24 protein-coding genes and 1 tRNA gene are annotated in these 22,736 nt (G+C 66.9%); 15 read left to right on the plus strand and 10 right to left on the minus strand.

What is annotated here, in order from left to right; all coding sequences use genetic code 11:
• Genes C8D87_RS00155 through C8D87_RS00205 form a run of 11 tightly spaced genes read left to right on the plus strand, consistent with a single transcriptional unit; the run spans window position 1 to window position 9,690 of the window.
• Window positions 1–1,356 (plus strand): glycosyltransferase family 2 protein, encoded by a 1,356-nt coding sequence (locus C8D87_RS00155; protein WP_112225031.1) that lies wholly within the window; start codon window positions 1–3, stop codon window positions 1,354–1,356.
• Window positions 1,353–2,573, plus strand: a complete 1,221-nt coding sequence (locus tag C8D87_RS00160) for an MFS transporter (RefSeq protein WP_170166261.1) — start codon at window positions 1,353–1,355, stop codon at window positions 2,571–2,573. The genes C8D87_RS00155 and C8D87_RS00160 overlap by 4 nt, the downstream gene beginning before the upstream one ends.
• A complete protein-coding gene (locus tag C8D87_RS00165; RefSeq protein WP_112225035.1) occupies window positions 2,551–3,873 on the plus strand; it encodes a glycosyltransferase in 1,323 nt (440 codons plus the stop codon). Before C8D87_RS00160 ends, C8D87_RS00165 begins: the two co-directional genes overlap by 23 nt.
• Window positions 3,866–4,834 (plus strand): dTDP-glucose 4,6-dehydratase, encoded by a 969-nt coding sequence (locus C8D87_RS00170; protein WP_112225037.1) that lies wholly within the window; start codon window positions 3,866–3,868, stop codon window positions 4,832–4,834. Before C8D87_RS00165 ends, C8D87_RS00170 begins: the two co-directional genes overlap by 8 nt.
• Window positions 4,831–5,652: a glycosyltransferase family protein gene (locus C8D87_RS00175; protein WP_112225039.1), complete on the plus strand. Its 822-nt coding sequence runs from the start codon at window positions 4,831–4,833 to the stop codon at window positions 5,650–5,652. Before C8D87_RS00170 ends, C8D87_RS00175 begins: the two co-directional genes overlap by 4 nt.
• Window positions 5,649–6,296, plus strand: a complete 648-nt coding sequence (locus C8D87_RS00180; protein WP_112225041.1) for a PIG-L deacetylase family protein — start codon at window positions 5,649–5,651, stop codon at window positions 6,294–6,296. The genes C8D87_RS00175 and C8D87_RS00180 overlap by 4 nt, the downstream gene beginning before the upstream one ends.
• Window positions 6,286–7,455: an MFS transporter gene (locus C8D87_RS00185; protein WP_112225043.1), complete on the plus strand. Its 1,170-nt coding sequence runs from the start codon at window positions 6,286–6,288 to the stop codon at window positions 7,453–7,455. The genes C8D87_RS00180 and C8D87_RS00185 overlap by 11 nt, the downstream gene beginning before the upstream one ends.
• Before the next feature lie 25 nt (window positions 7,456–7,480).
• Entirely contained in the window at window positions 7,481–7,957 is a 477-nt protein-coding gene (locus C8D87_RS00190) for a DUF402 domain-containing protein (RefSeq protein WP_170166262.1), read from the plus strand.
• Window positions 7,948–8,361, plus strand: a complete 414-nt coding sequence (locus tag C8D87_RS00195; RefSeq protein ID WP_233441823.1) for a cytidine deaminase — start codon at window positions 7,948–7,950, stop codon at window positions 8,359–8,361. Before C8D87_RS00190 ends, C8D87_RS00195 begins: the two co-directional genes overlap by 10 nt.
• A gap of 14 nt (window positions 8,362–8,375) precedes the next feature.
• Entirely contained in the window at window positions 8,376–8,909 is a 534-nt protein-coding gene (locus C8D87_RS00200; RefSeq protein ID WP_112225048.1) for a class IV adenylate cyclase, read from the plus strand.
• On the plus strand, window positions 8,902–9,690 hold the full coding sequence (locus C8D87_RS00205; RefSeq protein WP_112225050.1) for an HAD-IIB family hydrolase: 789 nt from the start codon (window positions 8,902–8,904) through the stop codon (window positions 9,688–9,690). The genes C8D87_RS00200 and C8D87_RS00205 overlap by 8 nt, the downstream gene beginning before the upstream one ends.
• Before the next feature lie 4 nt (window positions 9,691–9,694).
• Here the strand turns inward: C8D87_RS00205 and C8D87_RS45565 are convergent, their stop codons facing one another.
• Together C8D87_RS45565 and C8D87_RS49050 are read right to left on the minus strand one after the other, a co-directional pair.
• A complete protein-coding gene (locus C8D87_RS45565; protein WP_170166263.1) occupies window positions 9,695–10,030 on the minus strand; it encodes a sterol desaturase family protein in 336 nt (111 codons plus the stop codon).
• Between the two features lie 849 nt (window positions 10,031–10,879).
• Window positions 10,880–11,155: an adenylyltransferase/cytidyltransferase family protein gene (locus tag C8D87_RS49050; RefSeq protein ID WP_411711322.1), complete on the minus strand. Its 276-nt coding sequence runs from the start codon at window positions 11,153–11,155 to the stop codon at window positions 10,880–10,882.
• On the opposite strand from C8D87_RS49050, the gene C8D87_RS00225 reads away from it, so the two are divergent.
• Window positions 11,103–11,504: an MmcQ/YjbR family DNA-binding protein gene (locus C8D87_RS00225; RefSeq protein WP_112225055.1), complete on the plus strand. Its 402-nt coding sequence runs from the start codon at window positions 11,103–11,105 to the stop codon at window positions 11,502–11,504. The two genes, C8D87_RS49050 and C8D87_RS00225, sit on opposite strands and share 53 nt — an antisense overlap.
• 595 nt (window positions 11,505–12,099) lie before the next feature.
• Here C8D87_RS00225 and C8D87_RS00230 read toward each other — a convergent pair.
• From C8D87_RS00230 to C8D87_RS00240, 3 genes are read right to left on the minus strand one after another with little or no spacing between them, the layout of a single operon-like run.
• Window positions 12,100–13,467: a DUF6414 family protein gene (locus C8D87_RS00230; RefSeq protein WP_112225057.1), complete on the minus strand. Its 1,368-nt coding sequence runs from the start codon at window positions 13,465–13,467 to the stop codon at window positions 12,100–12,102.
• The gene (locus tag C8D87_RS00235) at window positions 13,464–14,102 is read right to left on the minus strand and encodes an ATP-binding protein (RefSeq protein ID WP_112225059.1); all 639 of its coding nucleotides are present in this window, start codon (window positions 14,100–14,102) and stop codon (window positions 13,464–13,466) included. The genes C8D87_RS00230 and C8D87_RS00235 overlap by 4 nt, the downstream gene beginning before the upstream one ends.
• Before the next feature lie 3 nt (window positions 14,103–14,105).
• Window positions 14,106–14,669, minus strand: coding sequence for an ATP-binding protein (locus tag C8D87_RS00240; protein ID WP_112225061.1), 564 nt, complete (start codon window positions 14,667–14,669; stop codon window positions 14,106–14,108).
• 132 nt (window positions 14,670–14,801) lie between these two features.
• On the opposite strand from C8D87_RS00240, the gene C8D87_RS00250 reads away from it, so the two are divergent.
• Window positions 14,802–16,235: a saccharopine dehydrogenase family protein gene (locus C8D87_RS00250; RefSeq protein ID WP_233441824.1), complete on the plus strand. Its 1,434-nt coding sequence runs from the start codon at window positions 14,802–14,804 to the stop codon at window positions 16,233–16,235.
• Window positions 16,236–16,655: 420 nt separating this feature from the next.
• A complete protein-coding gene (locus C8D87_RS00255; protein WP_233441825.1) occupies window positions 16,656–18,116 on the plus strand; it encodes a recombinase family protein in 1,461 nt (486 codons plus the stop codon).
• 42 nt (window positions 18,117–18,158) lie between these two features.
• Here C8D87_RS00255 and C8D87_RS00260 read toward each other — a convergent pair.
• Window positions 18,159–18,241 (minus strand) — tRNA-Leu (locus tag C8D87_RS00260).
• Window positions 18,242–18,451: 210 nt separating this feature from the next.
• On the opposite strand from C8D87_RS00260, the gene C8D87_RS00265 reads away from it, so the two are divergent.
• A complete protein-coding gene (locus C8D87_RS00265) occupies window positions 18,452–19,369 on the plus strand; it encodes a prenyltransferase/squalene oxidase repeat-containing protein (protein ID WP_112225067.1) in 918 nt (305 codons plus the stop codon).
• Here C8D87_RS00265 and C8D87_RS00270 read toward each other — a convergent pair.
• From C8D87_RS00270 to C8D87_RS00285, 4 genes are read right to left on the minus strand one after another with little or no spacing between them, the layout of a single operon-like run.
• Window positions 19,366–19,971: a response regulator transcription factor gene (locus C8D87_RS00270; protein WP_109642418.1), complete on the minus strand. Its 606-nt coding sequence runs from the start codon at window positions 19,969–19,971 to the stop codon at window positions 19,366–19,368. The two genes, C8D87_RS00265 and C8D87_RS00270, sit on opposite strands and share 4 nt — an antisense overlap.
• On the minus strand, window positions 19,968–21,107 hold the full coding sequence (locus tag C8D87_RS00275) for a sensor histidine kinase (protein ID WP_215732115.1): 1,140 nt from the start codon (window positions 21,105–21,107) through the stop codon (window positions 19,968–19,970). Before C8D87_RS00275 ends, C8D87_RS00270 begins: the two co-directional genes overlap by 4 nt.
• Window positions 21,104–21,811: an ABC transporter permease gene (locus C8D87_RS00280; protein ID WP_112225069.1), complete on the minus strand. Its 708-nt coding sequence runs from the start codon at window positions 21,809–21,811 to the stop codon at window positions 21,104–21,106. Before C8D87_RS00280 ends, C8D87_RS00275 begins: the two co-directional genes overlap by 4 nt.
• Window positions 21,808–22,692 (minus strand): ABC transporter ATP-binding protein, encoded by an 885-nt coding sequence (locus C8D87_RS00285; protein WP_109642424.1) that lies wholly within the window; start codon window positions 22,690–22,692, stop codon window positions 21,808–21,810. Before C8D87_RS00285 ends, C8D87_RS00280 begins: the two co-directional genes overlap by 4 nt.
• Window positions 22,693–22,736 lie beyond the last annotated feature (44 nt).

A 22,736-nucleotide genomic window follows, 5' to 3' on the forward strand; every position in this document is an offset into this window, starting at 1 on the left:
ATGTTCGCGCACGAGATCGCCGTCGTGATCCTCGAGTACAACCGGCACCACCACCTCGACCTGATCCTGGCGAGGCTGGCCGAGCAGGATGTCACACCGGAGAGGTTCCGTGTCATCGTTGTCGACAACGGCAGCGCTGAGCCGCTGCGCCGTGTCGTCGACGAGTACGCCTCCAAGCTGTCGACCACCTACCTCCGGCTCGAGACGAACGCGGGCCGGGCGAAGGCGAGGAACATCGGCATAGAGGCCGTCACGGAGCCGGCGATGCTCATCCTCGACGGCGACACCCTGCCGGATCGGGATCTCGTGCGGCGCCACCTCGACGTGCTCGCTGATCCCGCCGTCGCGGTGAGCCTCGGCGCGCGGCGTGAACACCGGATCAGGACGTTGACGACGCCCTCGCCTCTCATGGGCAGCTCGTTGTCGACGTTCTCCGCACTGCACGACACCGCACAGCGCGACCTGAGGATCCCGGACATCGAGCAGCCGGTGATCCAGGACAACTTCGACCGGATCGGCTACTTTTTCCTGTACACGCACAACGTGGCCGTCCGGACCGAGGTCGTCGCCGCTTCGGGCGGGTTCAACGAGGACCTGGACGGCTGGGGCCTGGAGGACCTCGAGTTCGGGTTCCGGATCCGCGAGGTGTTGTCGGACGGGCAGGTGATGACCTGGTCTCCGCAGGCGGGATCCGCGCACATCCCGCACCTGCGGGACTTCAACGACAACTTCGGGGAACTCAAGCAGAACCAGACGAAACTGCTCGAGACCTACCGGTCCTTCCACTGGGAGGGGCATCGGTTCGCCTCGCCACTGCTGGAGTGCCTGCGCATCATCATGATCGAGAGGTTCGCCGAAGCTCTCGGCGTCGACGACGTGCAGCCTGAACTGCCGGAGATCGAGCAGTGGGTCGGAGCTCTCGAACCGGGTGACACCTGGTTGCTCGGCCTGGGGCGGCTGGGTGGCTGGCGCGACGTCGCCGGGGAGCTGCGTTCGTCCCTCGTGGACTGGCGCGACCGAGGAGTGCCGAGCTTCTGCGGTACTCAGTTCCTGCGCGACGACCGCTCGTTGCGCAACGTCGTGAACGTCGACGTCTGGCGTGCCCTGCCGTGGCACCACGTGTCCGAAGCACTCGCCGAGGCGCGCAGGGTCGCGGAACATCCGGTGTTCGTGGCGACCGCTTCGCATGACGAGCGGTTCGCCGGGCTCGAGCTCGGCAGGGGGCTCGACGAGTCCGTCCCGCGGTTCGTCGAGGATGCGGAGTGGCTCGCCTCGGCCATCCGCGACCTCGGTCTCGACTGCGAGACGACGCGAACTCCCGACGCTGTCGCGGTGCGGGTGCGGGAGCGCGCGTGACGGCAGCGATCACGTCCGCCACGAGGAGGTCGTGGCCGTTCTACGTGGCGGCCTGGGTGGACTCGTTGGGGGCGGGACTGTTCCTGCCCGTTTCGATGCTCTACTTCATCCGCGTGGTGGGCTTGCCCGAGTGGCAGGTGGGCACGTTCATCTCCTTGTCGGGTGTGGTCGCGCTCCTGGTGCCCGCTCTGGTGGGCGCCGTGATCGACCGGGTCGGGCCGTTGCGGATCATCGTCGTGGGCCAGGTCCTGCAAGCCCTGGGCACCGCGGCTTACCTGCTGGTCGACGGTCCACTCGGCGTGTTCGTGGTGACCACGGCGTGCGCGGTCGGCCAGCGGGTGTTCTGGTCGTGCTTCTTCGGCCTCGGCGCGCAGCTGGCCGGCGACGGGCCGAAGGAGAAGTGGTTCTCCATCGCCTCCAGCTCCCAGGCCGCCGGCGCCGGTGTCGGTGGCCTGATGGCGGCGTTCCTGTTCGTGGCCAACAGTACGGCGAGCTACGTGCTGCTGATCCTGCTCAACGCGGCGAGTTTCGCGGTGTCCGCCTTGTTGATGCTCGCGGTCCGCGGTGCGGCGAGCACCTCGCCCGGCCCGTCCACTGAGGACGCTGCCACCGGTGGTTACCGCGCGGTGCTGCGGGACCGGCGCTATCTCCTGATCATCGTGCTCGGCACGGTGCTGGCGGTGCCGAGCACGTTCTTCGCGTCGGGGCTGCCGGTCTACCTGAACCAGGAGCTGCACGCGCCCTCGTGGATCAGCGGTGCGCTGCTGACGATGGTGACGGTGTTGATGGTCGCGTTGCAGGCGTACGCCGTGCACCTCGTGCGCGGGCTGCGTCGCACCACCACCCTCGCGATCTGCGCGTTCATGTGGGCCGGTTGGGCAACGGCAATGGCCGCCGCGCCGGCCCTGGGCGGCTCGTCCCTGGTGGTGTTCCTGTTCGCGGCGACCGGGATCTACGTCCTCGCGGACCTGCTCCACGGCCCGATCGTCAACGCGCTCGTGGAGCACATCGCGCCGGTGCGGATGAAGGGTCGCTACCTGGCTGTTTTCCAGTACTCGTACAACCTCGCGGCGATCGTGGCGCCGCTGCTGGTGGCCGCGTTCGCATGGGGCGCGGCGGCACCGTGGCTGATCTTCGTCGCGCTCAGCGGCGGATCCGGCCTGCTCTTCCTGAAGCTCGAATTGGGGGAACGCGATGTGGAGGAAGACCGAAGTTGAACAGGGCAGCAAGGCGTTGGTGTACTGCACCTTCGACGGTGTCGCCAACCTCTACCACGGTATCGGGACGCAGACCAGGTACCTGATCTCGTGCCTGGGGAGCAGCGGTGCCGAGCTGGTCGACGCCATCGGCGAGTTTGACGTGCACCTGCTCGTACCGGATGCGAGCTATTCCCGTCCTGGCTACGCGATCAACGAGAGCTTGCTGGCCGAGAACCGGGAGAAGATCGCGAATGCGGGCGTGACGTTGTGGGAGCTTGCCCACGACGACTCCCGGCTGTTCCACATCGCAAAATGGCACCAGCTGTGCGCGGAAGCGGCGAAGGTCGTGCGACAGCTCGTCGACAGGTATGACAAGGTGCTGGTGGCGGCAGTGGACGCGATCTTCTGCGTGCTCGCCGATCACCTGGACCGGGAGCTGGAGCCGAGCCAGTGGGAGCGAACCCAGCTGGTGTACGCGCTCTACAGCAGTTCCCGGATCCCGGGCACGTCGCACACCCCCGGCAGGGACGAGGGCGAGGCCGCGTGCGTGGCGAGGGCGAACACCGACGCGAGGGTGTTCCTCGCCGATGTCGGCAGCTACTTCTCCCGTCACCTGGTCGAGGACTTCGGACTCGACCCGACCCGGCTGCTGCCGTTCACCCAGGCGCTGAGCCTCGGCGATCCCGAGCTGACGCGCCGCGACCGCGCCGAAGCCCTCGCCGAGGTCACGTCCTGGGGGATTCCCACCGACCGGCCGATCGTACTGTCCCTGGGACGGGCTGACCCGATCAAGGGACTCGACCGTGCCATCCGCGCGGTCACGCCGTTGCGAGACCGCATCCACTTCGTGCTGATCGCGGTTCCCTACACGCAGGACGACCCGGAGATTGCGAAGTACCGGGCCATGCTCGCGGAGTCCGGCCTGCGGCACACGTTCGTGACGCAGTTCGACCGCGGTCTGCCGCGCAGTCTGTGCTCTCTCGACGAGACGGTTGCCGTGTTGTCCGCGTCGTTGGGCGAGCCGTGCGGTCAGGTCCCGCAGGAGGCTGCGCTCTGGGCTGATGGTGGCGGCCCAGTCGTGATCGTGCCGGACGAAGGAGGGCTTGCGGCGCAGATCGTGCCCGATGTGACAGGTCTGGTGTTCCCGCAGGGCGACATCCCGGCGATGACCGAGAAGGTCGAGATCGTGCTCGACCTCCCGAGCAGCGACCGGGTGCGGATGTGTGCGGCCGCAGTCGAGAAGGTCCGCGCGGAGCGGGACTTCACCAGGTCGTTGAGGGAGTTCCTCGACGCCGCGTGGGCGGTGGACCGTGCCTGAGTCGACCGTGCTCGTCGTGGGAGGCGCCGGGTTCATCGGCTCCAACCTCGTGCGGTACTGGCTGCGGAAGCACCCGCGGGACCGGGTGGTGTCGCTCACGAGTGGAAGGCGCGTGAGCCCAGGCCACACCGGAGCGCAGGACGTCGTCTGCAACCTCGGCGAGCCGGACGGGCTGAAGCAGGTGCTGACCGAGCAGTCGGTAGACATCGTGATCAACTGCGGCGGTTGGTCCGACAACGGACGGGCGGTGCGCGACCCCTTGGCCTGTTTCGAGGCGAACGTCGCGCGTTGCATGGCCGTGCTCGAGGCTTGCCGGACAACCGGTGTGCGCCACTACCACCAGGTGTCCTCCGCCGAGGTCTACGGCGACCTGTCCGTTGCCGCCGGCGTCGACGAGTCGGCCCCGCTGCGGCCGCTGACCCCGTACAGCTCCACCAAGGCCGCTGCCGACCAGCTGGCGTTGTCGTACGGCCACACCTACGGGCTGGCTGTGACGATCACCCTGTCCTCCAACAACTACGGCCCAGCGCAACTCCCGGAGAAGGTCATCCCCAGGTTCGTCACGAGAGCGTTGCTCGGGCTGACGCTGCCGGTGTTCGAGTCGCCCGGATCGAGCCGCGAATGGCTGCACGTGCGGGATCACTGCCAAGCGATCGACCGGATCATCTCGGCCGGCACACCAGGAGAGCGTTACAACGTGGGTGGTGGCGTGAACGCGGGAGCGCACGAGATCGCCGACGCCGTGCTCGACTTCCTGGGGCTGCCTGCTGACCGCAAGGTCACGGTTCCGGCCCGGCCGGCACTTCTGAACCGCACCGCGGTCGACTCGACGAAGGTGCGCACCGAGGTGGGGTGGAGGCCGGAGAAGGACTTCGCGGCAGGCCTCAAGGAAACGATCCAATGGTACGTCGACAACCGGGACTGGTGGCTTCCGCACGTCGAGGCACAGGGGGAGAAATGAAGGTAGTTCTGTTTTGCGGGGGCTACGGCATGCGGATGCGCAGCAGTGCGCACGACGACGTCCCCAAGCCGATGCAACTCGTGGGACCCCGGCCGCTGTTGTGGCACATCATGCGGTACTACGCCCACTTCGGACACACTGACTTCATCCTCTGTCTCGGCTACGGCGCACAACACGTGAAGGACTACTTCCTGCACTATCGCGAGACCTCGTCGAACGACTTCGTCTTGCAAGACGGTGAAGTCGAGCTGTTCTCGACCGACATCAGCGACTGGAGGATCACGTTCGCCGACACCGGGGTGGAAACCCCCATCGGGGAGAGGCTGCGCCGGGTCAGGCACCACCTCGGTGATGACGAGGTGTTCCTCGCCAACTACTCCGACGTGCTGAGCGACGCGCCGTTGGACATCATGATCGATCGCCTGGTGGCAAGCGACAACGCGGCGTCCATGCTCGTGGTGCCACCACAGTCCTCGTTCCACTGCGTCCAGCTCGACGAGGCCTCCACGGTTACCTCGCTGGCGCTCGTGAGCGAACTTCCGGTGTGGGAGAACGGCGGCTTCTTCGTGCTGAGGCAGGAGATCTTCGACAAGCTCCCGGTGGGTGGAGATCTCGTGGACGACGTGTGCGGTGCGCTCGTGCGGGAAGGCAGACTGCTCGCACACCGGCATCGCGGGTTCTGGCAGTCGGCGGACACGGTCAAGGAGCGCATCCGGCTCGAGGCCTCGTACGCCTCGGGTGAGCGGCCCTGGATGATGTGGGAACACGAGCCGAGTCCGGCGCCGGTGCCCCTGTTGGAGGAGGCCTGGTCGTCATGATGCGCTTCGACCTCGGCCAACCGGACACGCTGGTGCTGCTCGGTGCTCACTGCGACGACATCGCGATCGGCGCAGGAGGTCTGCTGCTCTCACTGTGCAGGCGTTGGCCCGGCATCGAGGTGAGAGCCCTCGTTCTGACGGGCATGGGTACCGAACGCGAGATGGAGGAGCAGAAGGCGCTGGCTTCGCTGTGCCCTCGCGCCAGCCTCGACCTCACCGTGCTCGACCTGCCGGACGGCCGGATGCCTTCGCGGTGGGAGGAGGTCAAATCTGCACTGGAGGTGGTGAGGTCCGAGATCGCGGAGCAGGCGGTGGTGATCGGGCCGCACCGGGGCGATGCCCACCAGGACCACCGCTGTCTCGCTGAGATCGTGCCGAGCGTGTTCCGCGGCCACTTGCTGCTCGGCTACGAGATCGTCAAGTGGGACGCCGATCTGGGCCAGCCGTCGGTCTTCTTCCCGCTCGACGACGAGGTCGCGGAGGAGAAGGTCGAGGTGCTGCACGCGCACTACCGCTCCCAGGTCGGGCGGCAGTGGTTCGACCGGGAGGCATTCCTCGGTCTGGCCCGCCTGCGCGGAGTGCAGAGCCGCAGCCGGTACGCGGAGGCCTTCTACACCGACAAGGTGGTTCTCGGTGGCGGTTGACGTGACCTCGAAGACCTCGCCGAGGTGGTTCGGCCCGGCACGTTGGGCGGTGGCCGCGGTCTTCGGGTTCAACGGGTTCCAGTTCAGCACCTGGACCAGCCGCGTGCCCGCGATCGCCACGCAGGTGGAAGCCGACGCGGGAGGACTCGGTATCGCGCTGACGGTCTCCGCGGTGGGCATGCTCGTCGCAACCCCGTTCGCGGGCCGTGTCCGCGCGTGGTTGGGGCCGCGGTGGTCCGTGCTGGTTCCGGCCTCGGGCGCGGCGTTGTTGCTGCCGGCCGTCGGGCTGGTGCGGACCGTGACCCAGTTGGCCTGTGTCCTGTTCGTCCTGAGCGGGTTCGTCGGCATCATGAACGTCGCGAGCAACCTCAGCGGCCTGGCGATCGCGCGGGACCTCAACCGGCCCGTGATGCCGTTCTTCTACGGCGTCGCCGGCCTTGCCGGGTTCGGTGGTGCCGGAGCCTCGTCCTTCCTGGCGCACGCCGGGTGGTCGCCCTTGGAACACTTCACTGCGGCTTCCGCGTTCTCGCTGCTCCTGTTGGCGTGCTCAGCCCGGTTCCTACCGGTGTTCGACGAGCCGGACCGGGCTGAACACGTGCGAGGCGGGCGTGCACGCGTGCAGAGACGGGTGCTGGGCTTCGCGGTCGCGGCATTCGTGATCACCTTGGCGGAGTCGACCGCGTACGACTGGTTCGGACTGCTGTTGACCCGTGAACGCGGTGTGACCGAAGCCGCGACGGCGTCAGGACTGGCGGTGCTGTCACTCGTCGTCGCGGGACTGCGGCTGGTGGGCGAGCGCGTCGAGGCGGTCGTACCCACCAGGGTCCTGCTGATCGGCGGCGCGGCGCTCGCCGCGTCCGGAATGGTCCTGATCGCCACAAACGCGTTGCCCGGCTTCGTGGTCGCCGCATACGCGGTGGTCGGTGCAGGTGTCGCCTACCTCTATCCGGCGGTGGTCGGGCAGATCAACTCCGGTACCGCGACGCAGACGAACATGTCGGTCGTCGCATGGGCCAACTCGCTCGGTTACGCGGTCGGGCCGATCTTGGTGGGCACGCTCGCCGAGCGGCTTTCCATCACAACCGGTGTGCTTGTGGTGGCCTGCGTGCTCGTGGCAGGAATATCGATCACATTACCCATGACGGCGCGGAGGCGTTGAGATGGTGCACGAACGTCGTAGCAGCGTGCTGGACCTGGTGACTGGTCGCTATCTGACGCCGAGGGGCGCGGAAGTGCCCGTGGACCGGATCGAGCGGCGGGATGGAGCGCTGTTCTTCGCTGTTCCCGAGGCTGACAACCCCCGGCTTCAGACGCTCGAGTGCTGGGTGCTGCCAAGCCGCCGGCTGCGCGTCTGCCGTTGGACGCTTGCGCCGGACGCCACGGTGACCGATGCGGACTTCGACTACTACGTCGACTTCTGCCAGGTCGAGTCCGTTGCGGATCGTTTCGTGATGGTGGACGACTACGTGGACATTAAGGTGTGGCAGGGACGACGGCTCGCTGTCGACGATGTGGACGAGCTCATTGCAGCCCTCGGCGTCGGCTTCATCGAGCCTCGCGAGGCTCAAGTCGCTGTGGAGACCGCATTCGAGGTCGCGGTCGAGCTCACGGGCTTGGAGTTGTCCGTGCTCACGTGGCTCAAGCAGGAGGGGTGGAATTGACCACGTCAGCGGAACTGCTGGACAGCTTGCGTGCGGTGTCGGTGGACACCGCGCGGAACGCGTACGTGCCTTATTCCGGCTTCCTGGTGGGCGCGGCGGCGAGCACGCCTGGTGGTGACATCTACCGCGGGTGCAACATCGAGAACGCGTCCTTCGGCATGACGCTGTGCGCGGAAGCGTCTCTTATCGGTTCGCTGGTGGCACATGGGGGCAAGGGTATCGAGGTGATCTGCTGCCGGACGGCGGACGGCACGTTTCTTGCGCCGTGTGGCCGGTGCCGTCAGATGATCATGGAGATCGGCGGGCCGGACTGCCTGGTGGACCTGGGCAACGAGTTGGTGCCGATCCGCACCCTGCTGCCGCACGCGTTCACGGGACGCGATATGAACGTTGAAACGAGCTAGGGGACCAGGCCATCATGACGATCGAGTACGAGGCCAAGGTGCTGGGAATCGATCCGCCGGCGACGGAAGCGCTCATCCTGCGACACGGTGGCGAGAAGCTGGGAGATCGGCTGCAGCGCCGTTACGTCTACGACCTAAAGCCTGGAGACCAGTCGCGGTGGGTTCGGCTGCGCGACACCGGTGATGTGATCACCCTGGCGGTCAAGGAGATCCGCTCGGACGCGATCGACGGCACGTCCGAGACGGAAGTCACCGTCGACGACTTCGAGAAGACGAACGCCCTCTTGAACAAGCTCGGCTATCGGCCGAAGTCCTACCAGGAGAACCGCCGAGTCAGCTTCCGACTCGGGCATGCGCGACTCGAGATCGACCACTGGCCATTGATACCGCCGTACCTGGAGATCGAAGCGGACTCGGTCGCCGGTGTGAAGGAAGCCGCAACCGTGCTCGGCTACGACGAAGCCGACCTCACAGGCGAGAACACGCTCCAGGTGTACGCGCGATACGGGATCGACTTGGGCACCCTCGCCGAGGTGAGGTTTGAGTGACCTCCCACGGCTGATCGCCACCGATCTCGACGGCACCCTCCTGACGAGCGGTCACGGCGTCTCCAACAGGACGCGGTGCTCGCTTGACGCGCTCAGGGCTGCCGGCGTCACGGTTCTGCTCGTGACGGCAAGGGCTCCGCGCAGCGTGGACGAGATCGCGAGGCAAGCCGGCCACAGCTCGATCGTCGTGTGCTGCAACGGAGCAGTCGTCTACGACGTGGCCAGCCGAACCGTTGGTCATACGGCGCTCATCCCGCGGGAGACGGTCCTGGCAGTGGGGCAGCGGTTGCGCAGGGTGCTTCCCGGCGCTCTGCTCGCGGTTGAGACTGGCCGGAGCATGCGGGCCCAGCCGGGCTTCGGTGTGCGATGGGACGACGCCCACGTCGACGTCGACACCCTCGATCTCGGCCCAGCGGCGAAGATGTTCGTCCGCAGCGAGGGCTTGGATCTCGACCAACTGCTTTCCGCAGTGCGGAGCGTTGTCGGCGATCTTGTGTCGTGCAGCCACTCGGGAGGCCCCGGTTTCGTTGAGCTGACCGCGCTCGACGTGTCGAAGGTGAACGCGGTCAAGGCCGTGTGCGCATCCTTGGGCATCCACCGCTCGGACGTCGTCGCCTTCGGCGACATGCCGAACGATCTCGAACTGCTTCGGTGGGCCGGTCGGGCATGGGCAATGGGCAACGCGCACCCGTCATTGCTGCGAGAGTTCCCGGTCACGGCGTCGAACGATGATGACGGGGTGGCGAAAGCGCTGGAATCGCTTCTGCCCGTGCCGAGCTGAGCGATCATGTCCAGCTGGAGCTTCGCAGAGCTGCGCTGCCGCCGGGATCGCGTCGTCGGCGCAGGGGGTCGATCATCTGGCCCCACCACCCGTTGGGCACGGGGCGGTCGGCGCCGTAGCGCAGCGGGTAGCGGTCGGGGAGGTGGAACGTGCCGAACAGGCGGTCCCAGATGGGCAGCACGCCGGCGTAGTTGCGGTTGATCGCTTCTGGTTTGTCGGCGTGGTTGTGCGTGCCGAAAAGTACGTCCGTGCAGGTCGCGGACCTCGGCGCGTGGCTGGCGGTCGTCGGGCAGGATCGCGCCCCGTGCTGGTCCGCTTCGCCTACCTTGCCGTCTCCCACGCCTTCGCCGCGCTACGGCTATTGCGCATGACCGACCGTGAGAAGGACGTCGAGATCCATGCCTTACGCCTGGTCATCGAACGCCACCTGCTTGTGGCGCGGAAACGCGAAACAGGTGCTCAAGTGGACTTGAGCACCTGGCACGTAGACGTCGCAAATTTGCGACATTTTGGTGTCCGAGGGGGGACTTGAGTTCCCAAACGTAGCAAGCTTGCGCAGTTCGCGTGTTCATGCGCTATTGGATAGCTCGAATCTAGTATAGAGGGCCAGTCGACACTAATCAATCTTTTTGGGCTGATCTGTGTCGACTGGGCAAGAACTTTCGCGGCGACTTCTTCGACCGCTCGCTTCTCTGGAATCAGTCCCATCTCCGCTAGGAGCTGGGTGAGTACGAGCGGTACTGCAGCGAGCACCGAGCCCGCCGACCGCTCGCCGACGCGGCACTCCTGCGGGGCCGACCTCAGCCTGGCGAACCGCCCCGATCGAACACCTCATCATAGACCGACATGATCTTCTCGACTGAGTCATCCACGAGTATCGCCATATGCCCTGACCTGCACGGACGTAGTTTTCGGCACGCACAGGTACGGCGCACATTGCGCGCGTACCAAGGGGTCCAGTTCCTCGGCGGTCCAGGTGAAGCCGATGCGGAGGTCCTCCTCGGCGCGCTTGTGGAAGAACGAGGCCTGATGCCGCCCAGGTCGCGGTTCGCCAGGGCCAGCGTCACCTCGTGGTCCAGGACGCCCGGTGCGCGTGCCTCGCACGATCACACTGATGCCGGTCTGGCGGCAGTAGTCGACGAGGAGCTGCCAGCGCTGGATTCGATCGTGGCGTTGTCGAGGTCGGCGGTCATCTTCGCGAGCAGTGCCAGCCGTTGGGTAAGGGAAACCGGCCGGTCTTCTTCGGGTTGGTCAGGACGCACACAACGACCTCGTCGAAGAGACCCGCGGCCCGGCGGGCCATGTCGAGGTGGCCGCAGGTGGCGTGGTCGAAGAAGCCCGGAACACGGCCGCACGCCCACCGACGCTGGTGACGGCAACGGTTTCCGAGCCACCGGCTAGCGTTGCCGACCATGACCGACCGCGCCGACGTGCCACCCGAGGTGCTGGCCGCCCTGCGCGGCATCTGCGCCGGACTGCCCGAGAGTTACGAGGAACCGGCCTGGGTCGGCACGAGATGGCGCATCCGGCAACGCACTGTCCTGCACGTCTTCACCGCACATCCCGGCAGCACCGGCGCGTTCAGCCGTGCCGCCGAACTGACCGAGCCCGCGGTGGTCATGACGTTCCGGGCCCAGGCCGAGGAGTTCGACTCGCTGGTCGGCGCCGGCCACCCGTTCTTCCGCGCCGCGTGGGGAACCCACGTCGTCGGCATGATCATCGAACCTGACGCCGACTGGACCGAGATCAAGGAGCTGCTGACCGAGAGCTACCGCGAGCTCGCCCCGGCGAAGCTCGCACGCCTCCTCCCGTGAGCAGCGGTCAAAGTCTTCCAGCTGCCAGGCAAACCCTCGCCGCCGCAACAACGTTGCGAGCCCGACTTCAACCTCTTGGGCCTGAACGGATCGAACGCCTAGCAGGAATTCCGCGGGACCGTCTCGGTGGAGTCCTTCATGAGTACCGGCATGCCGCTTGACCTGTGCGGACGTAGTTTTCGGCACGCGCAACGCCGACCGGTCGAGGCGTTGCGTCCCGCGTCTCCAGTCCGTAACGGCGTTGAGCAGCTGACTGCGGTGGTCCGGCTGTACTTGGCGCAATCGGCAGTCGATCGGTCAGTGATGATCTGTGCTGGTTGACGGTTGCGGACCAGATGGTCCTGGAGCTCGCGGTGGCGGAACTGGTAGCCGGTGCCTGCCTGCCGTACCAGTCCGGCGCGGTAGCACCAGAACAGGAATCGTCCGAGCCGCCAGGGCGAGGTGTGTTAGGTCTGGCTTTGTCGGCCTATGGCCCGCTGAAGTCCCGGCAACCGCGTCCTGAGCCCCTTGCTGTGGCACCGGTCGGCCCCCACCCAGGACAAGTTGCTTTGACGAGGTCCGAGGACGAGAGTCCGAAATGGACTCTCGTCCTCGGCTACCAGTAGATGGCGATGATCTCGGCGTCGATCAGGTTCTCCGCAACGCGTTCTTGAGGCTGAGAAAGGTTGCTGGTCGCCGGGTTCACCGGTGTTCCGTTGATCTCAAGCCCGTTCCGGTGACACGCCGTCTGACGGAGGTGCGCGTGCACCTCCGCGGACAGGGGCCTGCCGGCCAGCTTCTCCACGTACTCCCTGATCGGTTTGAAGGCACCGGACGCGCTGCCGGCGGAGCGGAACGCGTGCTGGTTCTCGACGGCGAGGACCGACAGAGCGATCGCGTCGTCGGAGCTGACAGCGAAGGCGAGGCCCTCGGCGAGGAGCTCTCCATAGGTGGTCAGCGCCGCTGTGCGGAGATCGTCCGTCCTGGAGCCGGTGCCGGAGGTGCCGGAGAACGCACCGACCGCCACCGAGCCGAACTCGGCGATCTTCTGGCTCAGGCTGGGGTCGATCCGGTTCAGCGAGTCTCCCAGCTTTAGCGGGTTCCACGTGGCGCTGATCCCTCGCCCGTTCAACCGGCAGAGCACGCGATATCGGGACTGGGTGAACAGGATCCGCCGGATGTCCTTCCAGTACAGATCCCGCTGGGTGTCTCCGACGAGATAGATCGGCTGAGCGTAGTAGTCAGACCCAGCTCCGAGGTCGTCGTGGACGCTCCGGTGGACGATCTTGAGGCCGTGCTCGGTGTGCACGGCGACGTAGTCGACGACGCGGCACTTCAGCGGGATGAGGTTGACCATCATCTTCTCGATCAGGTTGTTGATCGAGATGAGGCCGTCCAGCACCTCGGCTGATCCGAACTGGGCTCGTAGCTCGGCGTTCTCGTCGGCGAGCTCCTTCAGCGTGGCGAGGATGTTGCTGAGCTGGAAGATCGCGTCCGTGTCCAGCTCGACCTCAATCTCGGCGAGCTGGCCGCGGTCGAGGTCGGTGGCGGGCACGATCCAGTACTTCTCGGCGGGGTCGCGCTCGTGCGCGAGGATGCGCAACGCATCGTTGCGGGACGGCCGACTGGTGGTGGGCAGGTTGGCGCGCAACGACATGTCGTTCTTCTCGAGGTCCCACAGGCGTTTGACCAACGCCTGGACGGTGGCCTTGCTGACCACCTGCGCGTTGGAACTGCGAGACGACTCGAACCGCGAGCCCAGACGGGCTTTGAACGGTGCGAAGCCCGCCTCGGCCTGTCCGTTCACCTCTCCCTTGTACGCGGAACCATTGTTGTCCGTGAACTCGTGGGGGATCGCACCGTCCCGTGAGGACAGCAGGCTGGTGACACTGACCTCGTCGAGGTAGATGAACTCGCGCAGCTCGTTCTTCACCTGCTGCGTCTGTGCGTCGGCTTTCGCCTCGCCGCGCCGCTTCGTCGTCATGTTGCGGTGTCCGCCTTCGGGGTAGTGGCCGGCCGGCTGGAGGCGATCAGGTTGCGGCGCTTGGCGGCCTGCTCGAACCCGGCTAGGTAGTCCTCCGTGGTGATCGCCTTACGGTTGTCCTTGACGGCGAACAACGCGGCATCGCTCCAGATGGCCGTGAGCTCGGCCGGTGACCAGCCGGACGTCCGGTCCGCCATCGCGCCGTGCGGAAGGTCGCCGGATGTGGCGAGCTTGCGCGCACTCGTCACGAGGATGGCCTCGCGGTCGTCTCTGGAGGGGTTCGGGAAGTGGATCTCCCAGTCGAACCGTCCTGGTCGGCGGAGTGCAACATCGATGTCCTGAGGGCGATTCGTCGTCGCGATCACGATGACGTTGTCGGACTTGTCGAAGCCGTCCATCAAGGTCAGGAACTGGCCGACGAGGCGACGCGACGACTCGTGCGACTCGTCGCCGCGTTGCGGTGCGACGCTGTCGATCTCGTCGAAGAAGATGATCGCCCGCGGTTGGGAGCGAGCGTCTTCGAAGATCGACCTGATCACGTCCTCGCTCTCGCCGACGTACTTGCTGATGATCTCCGGGCCGCTGATCTTGTAGAACACCGCGTCGGCCTGCTGGGCGATGATCCGCCCGAGCAGCGTCTAACCGGTGCCCGAGGGTCCTGTGAACAGGACTCCCTTGATGGCGCGAGCGCCGATCATCTGCAACTCGTCGTGGTAGTGCAGGGGTAGTTCGATCAGGTCCTTGACTCGGTCCTTGACCTCCTCGTACCCGCCGAAGTCGTCGTAGGTGAGCGATCCGTCAGGGGTCTCGCGGAGCTTGTCGACGTCGAAGGCGTCGCCGAGGAAGATCTCGTGCTGCCGGATGGGCTTGTCGGCGAGCAGACGCGTGATGCCCAGCCTGTCGGTGCCCTCGACCGTGTTTCCCATGACGACCTCGAAGGCGGTCGGCAGCGGAACGGTCCTGAGGTTGCCGTTGATGTTGACGATCGCCTCGTCGGCGAGCACGGATCGAACGATCCCGATCCACGGGGCCTCCGGCCACAGAGCTTGTGGCGCGCGATCGGCGTAGTCGAGGTCCGGGGTGACGAGAACGAGGTCGCCCGCGGCCAGCGGGTCTTCATCGCCTTCGTACTCCTGCAGCGTGAACAGGTACCCGGTCGGCAGTTCGAGATAGACCAGGAGTTGGTCGTCAACGTGCTTCACACGCGCGACCGCACGGCGAAGATCGTTCTGCAAAGCTCTAGCACCTTCCGTCCGAGCAGCAGGGACCACGTGATGTTAACTGTCAACGGGAGGCGTCGAGTTCGGAGTCCGGCAACTGGCTTGCGCACAAGCATGTCTCTGCAGCGATCAACGCGCGAGTCCGCCTCCGTCGACTGGCAGGACTGCGCCGTAGATGCACTTCGCGGCGTCGGTCGCGAAAACGCGATCGCCGACGCGATCTCGTCGGCCTGGCCGAGGTGGCCCGCCGCGATGCCGTCGATGATCTCCAGAACGCCAGGCCTCTGCGCGTCGGTGCGGTGGACCGGAGCCGGGGCGGGCATGCTGACGGCCATGAATCGTGTGCACGACGTCGTCGTCTTCGGCGCCACCGGGTTCGTCGGGGCGCTGACCGCCGCATACCTGGCCCGGCACGCCCCCGAGGGCGTACGGATCGCGCTGGCCGGGCGGTCCGCGGACAAGCTCGCCGCCACCAGGGCCGGGCTGCCTGCGGCGGCGCGGGAGTGGCCGCTGGTCGTCGCCGACTCGGAGGACCAGGTCTCGCTGGCGGCGCTGGCCGCGTCGACGCGAGTGCTCGCCACCACCGTCGGCCCGTACGCGCGTTACGGGCTCCCGGTCGTCGAGGCGTGCGCACGGGCCGGCACGCACTACGCGGATCTGACCGGCGAGGTGTTGTTCGTCCGCGCCGCGATCGACGCCGTGCACGAGCTGGCCCTGGAGTCCGGAGCCCGGATCGTGCATGCCTGCGGCTACGACTCGATCCCGTCGGACCTGGGCATGGTGTTGCTGCACGAGCGGGCCGTGGCCGACGGCGCGGGGCCGCTCACCGACGTGCGGTTGGTGGCTACGGTCCGCGGCGGTTTCAGCGGCGGCACGATCGACTCGCTGCGGGCGCAGATCGAGGCCTACGAGAGCAGCCCCGGCCTGCGGCGCGTCGCCGCCGATCCGCATGCGCTCAGTCCCGACCGCGCAGCAGAGCCGACGCCCGCTCAGCCCCGTGACGCGGGGATGCCCTCCCGCGCCGCCGATGGGACATGGCAGGCGCCGTTCGTCATGGCCCCGTTCAACACCCGCATCGTGCGGCGCAGCAACGCCTTGCTCGACTGGGCCTATGGGCCGGAGCTGCGCTACGGCGAGGTTATGGGCGCGGGGCAGGGCGTGACCGGAGCGCTCATGGCGGCCGGTATCACCGGTGGGCTGGTCGGGCTGGTCGGCGCGATGTCGGTCAAGCCCGTCCGCGGCCTGCTCGACCGGGTGCTGCCCGCGCCCGGTACCGGGCCCAGCGAACAGGCTCGTGCGAAGGGCTGGTTCCGTTCGGTGCTGTACGCCACCACCAGCTCGGGGTGCCGCTACCGGGCCACGGTCGCCGGACCGGGCGATCCCGGTTACGCCGCCACGGCCGTCATGCTCGGGCAGAGCGCCCTCTGCCTGGCCCTCGACGACCTCCCGCAGCGGTCCGGCTCGCTCACGCCTGCGACGGCCATGGGCCGGCCTCTGATCGATCGCCTGCGGCTCGCCGGCCACACCTACGACGTCACGACCGCCTGACCCACGCCGCCGTGGGTTGGATGCTTCTTGCGGCCTCGGGAAGCGTGTCCTAGTCGTGGCAGGGAAGTCTCGGAAGGATGGCTCTCGGTGTCGATGCGTCACGCGGGCCTTGAGGCAAGTTGATCCAGGCGAGCACGTCGAGCCTGGTTCGAGTGGCCCGTGTGGGGGAACTCCGGGCTGGGGCAGAGGCCGGCGACCACCTCGCACGGCGCAGGCAAGCTCACCGCCGACATAGGCCGGCTGCAATCTGTAAGGGGTCTGCAGCACTATTAAGTGACATCTCTGAGTTGGCTTGCCGGGATGGTGAGCTGGCCCGATTTCTGGTGTGGCTCGCTCTTGGTCTGTTTGGGTGGAGATGGACAGGACGTCGTCACGATGCCTTTGGCAGCTGGGTCTCAGTTTTGACCGAGGGAGCTAACTGTGGCCGCGCTGACGAACGCCGAACTGGTTGCCGCGTTGACGGGACGTCACCGTCCAGCAGCACCGTCTGAGGAGCCCGGCCTGCGCTTTGCGTTCTACGGCCGGATGTCGACGAGCACATTTCAGGACGTCCAGACATCGCGTGCATGGCAGCGGGCCGTGTCGGATGAGTTGATCGACGGCGTTGGCTCGGTCGTTGTGGAGTTCTTCGATGTGGGTGTGTCGCGGCGGTGGTCGTGGCCGGACCGTCCGGAGGCTGCGGCGTTGCTGGCGGCTGCCGCGGGCCCTGATCGTGACTTTGACGCCGTGGTGGTCGGTGAGTACGAGCGTGCGTTTCACGGTGATCAGTTCCGTGAGGTCGTGGATCGGCTGAACGCACTGGGTGTCGAGGTATGGCTGCCGGAAGCGGGCGGTCCGGTGGAACTCGGTAGTCCGGTGCACGAGGCGTTGATGGTGTTGCTGGGTGCGCAGGCGCAGCGTGAGGTGGCGCGGGCTCGTCAGCGTGTGTTGGCGGCGATGCGGGCGCAGACGCGTGTGCAGGGACGGTTTTTGGGTGGTCGTCCGCCGTATGGGTATCGGTTGGTTGATGGTGGTCGGCATCCGAATCCGGTGCATGGGCGGTGGGGTCGGCGGGTGCAGGTGTTAGCGCCGGACCCGGTGACGGCGCCGTGGGTGCGGTGGATGTTCGCCGAACGTGCTCGCGGGCGGACGGTGGCGTCGTTGGCACGAGAGCTCAACGAGCGCGGGGTGGTGTGCCCGTCGGGTGCCGATCCCATGCGGAACTCTCACAGGTCGGGGGAGCGGTGGATCGTCCGGACAGTGGCGATGATCCTGGAGAACCCTCGCTACACCGGTCGGCAGGTCTGGAACCGAAGCAGCACAACGGGTCACGGTCCTGGAGGCCGTCCTGGCGGCCGCGGTTCAGGTGTGCTGCGGTGGAACCCAGTCAGCGAGTGGGAGGTGTCCGAACGGATCGCGCACGAACCACTCGTGGATGACGAGACGTTCGTAGCGGTGCAGGGTATGCGGGTGGCGAAGCCTGCAAAGGACGGCGAGGTCCGGAGGTACCTGCTGGCAGGGCTCGTCGTGTGCGGGCTGTGTGGCCGGCGGATGGACGGCCACTGGGTTCACGGGCGAGCAGGCTATCGCTGTCGGCATGGCTTCACCAGCGTCAAGCGACGTTCCGACGACGAACCGCGGAACATCTACGTCCGAGAAGACCACCTTCTTGAGGCACTGCCACACCTGCTCGGGCGGGCCGCGGGACCTGTGGAAGTAGGGGTGGGCGAAGACCTGGTCGATCAAGTCCGCGCGCAGGACTTGCAGATTCACTGCAGCGACCAGCGTCTTGAAATTCGACCCGCGCGACTAACGCCAAAATCTGTGAAGACTGTCCGCCGCCCAGTTCAGCCGATGCTCGCGTTGGATTGGTGTGATGACAGGAAACTCGCCGAAATATGAATTACCCCACGGGATTCTGGTGAATTCCGTGGGGTAAGAGAATGTCCGAGGGGGGACTTGAACCCCCACCCCCTTGCGGGGACTAGCACCTCAAGCTAGCGCGTCTGCCATTCCGCCACCCGGACCTGTTCAGTTTTGCCGCGGCTCGCGCCGTGGTGTGTGCATAGATTACATGATCGTCGCCGCACGCCAAAATCGGGGGGTTGGGTTGGGGTTTGCGCTGGTAGGAGGCTTTGAGTGGGGGTGGAGGTGTGGGCGAAACTGGATCACGTCATGGGGTGCCGGCGGAGTGGTGGTTGACGCCGGCGATCTTGTGTGCGGGCTAGGGTCGCGACGTGAGTGAGCTGACGGCTTGGTTGCTCGACTCTGATCCGGCGCTGCGGTGGCAGGTTGAGCGGGACCTGCTGGGGGCGCCGCGTGCGGTTTGGGAGGGGACGCGGGCTCGGGTTGCCGTTGAGGGGTTTGGGGCTCGGCTGCTTGCCGAGCAGGGGGCGGACGGGATGTGGGACGGCGGAGCGTTCTTTCCTGCAGGGGGTGGCAGGGAGGAGGGGCAGCCGTGGACGGCTACTACGTGGTCGCTCAACTCCTTGCGGGAGTGGGGGGTTGACGCTGAGGTGCTTCGGGCACGGCGGACGGTCGAGTTGCTGGCTGAGGGGTGTCGGTGGGAGTACCGGGGGCTGCCCTATTGGGGTGGTGAGGTCGACTGCTGCATCAACTCGTGGACGTTGGCCAACGGGGTTTGGCTCGGGGTGGACGTCGGTGGGATCGCTGAGTGGTTTGCCCGGCATCAGCTTGAGGATGGCGGGTGGAATTGTGAGTGGGTTGAGGGGGCGACGCGGTCGTCGTTTCACTCGACGCTCAACGCGCTCAAGGGATTGCTTGCTTTTGAGCGGGGACGGGGCAGTGAGGTCAGGAAGGCCGGCGAGGAATATCTGATTCGGAGGCACCTGTACAAGCGGTTGTCCACCGGGGAGGCGGTGGGGGAGTGGGTCGCTGAGTTCCGGTCGCCGTTTCGGTGGGGGTACAGCGTGCTGAACGCTGCGGACTACTTTCGGCAGGCTGGGAGGAAGGATCCGCGGATGGCTGAGGCCATCGGGATGATCAGGGCGCAGAGGCAGGCTGACGGCACCTGGTTGCAGGCTGGGCGGCATCCCGGGCGGGTGTGGTTCGAGATCGACGTGGAGGCGGGGGAGCCGTCCAAGTGGCTCACCTTTTACGCGATGCGGGTTCTTGAGTGGTGGGACAACGGTTAGATCCAGCCTCGGGCTCGAGCGAAGCGGGCCGCCTCGTGGCGGTTGGAGGCGCCGGTTTTGCCCACGGCTGAGGAGAGGTAGTTGCGGACCGTGCCTGGGGAGAGGGAGGCGCGGCGGGCTATTTCGTCGATCGGGGCGCCTTCCAGTGCCAGTTCCAGGACGTCGGCTTCTCTTGGGGTCAGAGGGCTGTCGCCTGCGCTGATGGCTTCGGCGGCCAGGGCTGGGTCCACGTAGCGGCCGCCGGCGTGGACGGTGCGGACGACGGTGGCCAGGACGTCGGAGGACACGGTTTTCGGGAGGAAGCCTCGTACTCCGGCGGCCAGGGCTCGTTTCAGGTGGCCTGGGCGGCCGTGGCTGGTGACGATCATCGTGGAGCACGTCGGCAGGTGTGTGGAGAGGGCTTGGGCTACGGAGACGCCGTCCAGGTCGGGCATTTGGAGGTCGATCACGGCCACGTCTGGGCGGACTACGCGGGCTGTGGCCAGGGCTTCGGCGCCGGTGGCGGCTTGGGCGACCACTTCGAGGTCGTCTTCCAGCGACAGCAGTGCGGCCATGGCGCCGCGGATCAGGTGTTCGTCGTCGGCCAGGAGGATGCGGATCACGGGAGCTCCACGGTGAGCACGAAACGGTTGGGAGCTTCCGCCGCCGCGGTCACGGCGCCGCCCAGGGCTGCCACGCGTTCGCGGAGGCCGGTCAGGCCGCTGCCGAAGCGGAAGTCGGACGTGGAAACGCCGTCGTTGGACATGGTGAGGACCTTGCCGCGCAACGTGATCGTGCACGTGCGGGCCGCGCTGTGGCGCAGGACGTTGGTGACGCCCTCGCGCACGGCCCAGCCGAGGGCGCCTGCTGGCTCGCCGGAGACGTCCACCTCGCCGATCACGCGGCAGTCGATGCCCGCGGAGTCCAGGAGGGAGCGGGCGCCGGCCAGTTCTGCGGAGAGGTCGGCGGTGCGGTAGCCGCTGACGACGGCGCGCAGCTCGTCCAGCGAGTCCTGGGCTATTTGGCGGACTTCCAGCATTTCGTCGATGGCGGTGGGACGGCCGCGGCGGGCCAGTTGGGCGGCCAGGTCGGCTTTGAGGGCCACCACGGAGAGGTTGCGGCCCACCACGTCGTGCAGGTCCCGGGCGAAGCGGAGGCGTTCTTCGGCCACGGCCAGGTTGGCGCGGACCTCGCGGGAGCGGTCGAGTTCCCAGACGAGGCCGAGCATCCAGAGCGTTGTGCGGAAGGCGAAGGCCACGAACAGCAGCATCACGGTGGTGAAGATGACGCGGCCGGGTGGGGCGGTCAGCCACACGTAGGCGCCGCCGGCGAGGGAGGCGAGGACGATGGTGCGGGGGCCGACCACCGCGGACAGGGTGGTGATCGTCAGCATGAGGACGATCAGCGTGATGCCGTCGGCGGGGCCGTCCGGCTTGCCCGGTGTCGGGTGCGGGAACGCGAGCTTGCCGGCGATCAGGGCGGCGGTGATGAACGCCAGGTAGATCGCCAGCAGCCGGCGGGGGTACGGGGCCCTGCCGAGGTAGTGCTCGATGCCGAGGTGGACGAGCGGGAAGCTGAGGGCCACGTGGCCGAGCCCGACAGCGGAGATCAGGGCCAGGGCCACGGTGCTGATCTCCCTGGCCATGCCCAGGAGCACCAGTGGTGGCAGTGCCAGGTAGGTCAGGTAGAACGTGGCGCGGACGAACAGGTCGAACCGCTCCGCGTTGCCACGGGACCGCCACCAGCCGAGCAAGCTCACCTCCGAGGATCCCAGCGGAACCAGCGTCGTACAGCGTAGGTCCCGAGGCCGATCCACACCGCCAGGACGATCAACGGGCGCAACACCGGGCCGTCGGCCCAGCCCGCCCGCATCAGGTCGAGCACCGGGGTCAGCGGCAGCAGGCGCAGCACGGACGCGACGCCGTCCGGCATGACCGACAGCGGAATCATGACGCCCGAGCCGAGCACGCACGCCACCAGCACCGGGAGCGACGTCACCTGAGCCATTTCGACCGTGCGTGTGAACGCCGACGACGCCGCGGCCAGCAGCACGAAGACGACCACGCCGCCGGCGACACCCACGAGCAGGAACCACGGCCGGGACGGCACCGCGACGCCCGTGATCACCCCGACGATCACCGTGAACAGCACCATTTGCACCAGAGCCACCGCGACGGACGGCAGGGACGCGCCGAGCAGGATCTCCGGATCTGTCAGCTCGCCAACGCGAAGGCGTTTCAGAACGAGCTCTTCACGTCGGGCGACGAACGTGGTGACGAGGTTGTAGTAGACGGCCATCAGCAGCACGAAGCCGGTCAGCCCGACGATCAGCGGCACGCCGTCCCCGTCCGCCGCCATCAGCGCCGGCACGAGCAACGCCGGTAGCAGGAGGGAGTTGAACAGCGCGGTCCGGTTGCGCCAGAACAACTTCAGTTCAGCCTGCCCCACAGCCACGGCCCTCATGCCGCCTCCTCCGCGATCGCCAGGAACGCCTCCTCCAGCGACGCCGACCTGGCGTCCAAGCCGGACAGTTCCACCGAATTGACATGAGCCCACGAGAGAAGCTCGTGCAACGTCTGTTGCAGGTCATTGGTCCGCACGGTCACCCGCCCGGACGCCTCCTCCGTCACCACCACGGGCAGCGGAACCCCAGCGGGCGGCACGAATGAGATGCGAGCCGGATACGCGTCCACCACCTCGGAAACCGTTCCCTGGGCGACGATGCGGCCTCGGTGCATGATCGCCAGCCGGTCTGCCAACGCCTGCGCTTCTTCCAGATAGTGCGTCGTCAGCAGCACGGTCACGCCTTCACGCAGAAGCGCGCGAATCAGTTCCCACGTGTTGCGCCGGCTTTCTGGATCGAGTCCGGTCGTCGGCTCGTCGAGAAACAGCACCTCGGGCCGTCCCAGCAACGCGAGCGCCAGGTCGAGACGACGGCGTTCGCCACCGGAGAGCTGTTTCACCCGCACCGACGCCCGATGTGTCAGGTCAACAAGAGATAACGCTTCATCGACCGGCCGGGGAGAGGTCAACGTCCCCGCCCACATCTTTGTGGCCTCGGTCACAGTGAGGTCGGGTGGGAAGCCGCCTTCCTGCAGCATCACGCCGACGCGCGGCCGAACGAGCGCGCGCTCTCGGAACGGATCGTGCCCCAGTACCGACACCGTGCCCGCCGCCGGACGTGAGAGCCCTTCCACAACCTCCACCGTCGAGGTCTTTCCCGCGCCGTTCGTACCGAGCAAAGCGAACATCTCGCCCCGCTCCACATCAAATGAGACGCCCCGTACAGCTTCGAAACCCCCGCTGTACCGGCGGGTCAGCCCCCGCACCTCGATCGCTGTCATAAGCCCACGATCTCGGGAAATGCGGCGAAACGGCAGTGTCGCGA

The sequence above is a fragment of the Lentzea atacamensis genome (genome assembly GCF_003269295.1).
GTDB lineage: Bacteria > Actinomycetota > Actinomycetes > Mycobacteriales > Pseudonocardiaceae > Lentzea > Lentzea atacamensis.

Bases quoted from the DNA above. Each gene is read 5' to 3' on its own strand.
- C8D87_RS00155 (WP_112225031.1), top strand. From the start codon at position 1: ATGTTCGCGCACGAGATCGCCGTCGTGATCCTCGAGTACAACCGGCAC.
- C8D87_RS00165 (WP_112225035.1), top strand. From the start codon at position 2,551: ATGTGGAGGAAGACCGAAGTTGAACAGGGCAGCAAGGCGTTGGTGTAC.
- C8D87_RS00175 (WP_112225039.1), top strand. From the start codon at position 4,831: ATGAAGGTAGTTCTGTTTTGCGGGGGCTACGGCATGCGGATGCGCAGC.
- C8D87_RS00180 (WP_112225041.1), top strand. From the start codon at position 5,649: ATGATGCGCTTCGACCTCGGCCAACCGGACACGCTGGTGCTGCTCGGT.
- C8D87_RS00200 (WP_112225048.1), top strand. From the start codon at position 8,376: ATGACGATCGAGTACGAGGCCAAGGTGCTGGGAATCGATCCGCCGGCG.
- C8D87_RS00225 (WP_112225055.1), top strand. From the start codon at position 11,103: ATGACCGACCGCGCCGACGTGCCACCCGAGGTGCTGGCCGCCCTGCGC.
- C8D87_RS49050 (WP_411711322.1), bottom strand. From the start codon at position 11,155: ATGCCGCGCAGGGCGGCCAGCACCTCGGGTGGCACGTCGGCGCGGTCG.
- C8D87_RS00230 (WP_112225057.1), bottom strand. From the start codon at position 13,467: ATGACGACGAAGCGGCGCGGCGAGGCGAAAGCCGACGCACAGACGCAG.
- C8D87_RS00250 (WP_233441824.1), top strand. From the start codon at position 14,802: ATGTCTCTGCAGCGATCAACGCGCGAGTCCGCCTCCGTCGACTGGCAG.
- C8D87_RS00280 (WP_112225069.1), bottom strand. From the start codon at position 21,811: ATGAGGGCCGTGGCTGTGGGGCAGGCTGAACTGAAGTTGTTCTGGCGC.
- C8D87_RS00285 (WP_109642424.1), bottom strand. From the start codon at position 22,692: ATGACAGCGATCGAGGTGCGGGGGCTGACCCGCCGGTACAGCGGGGGT.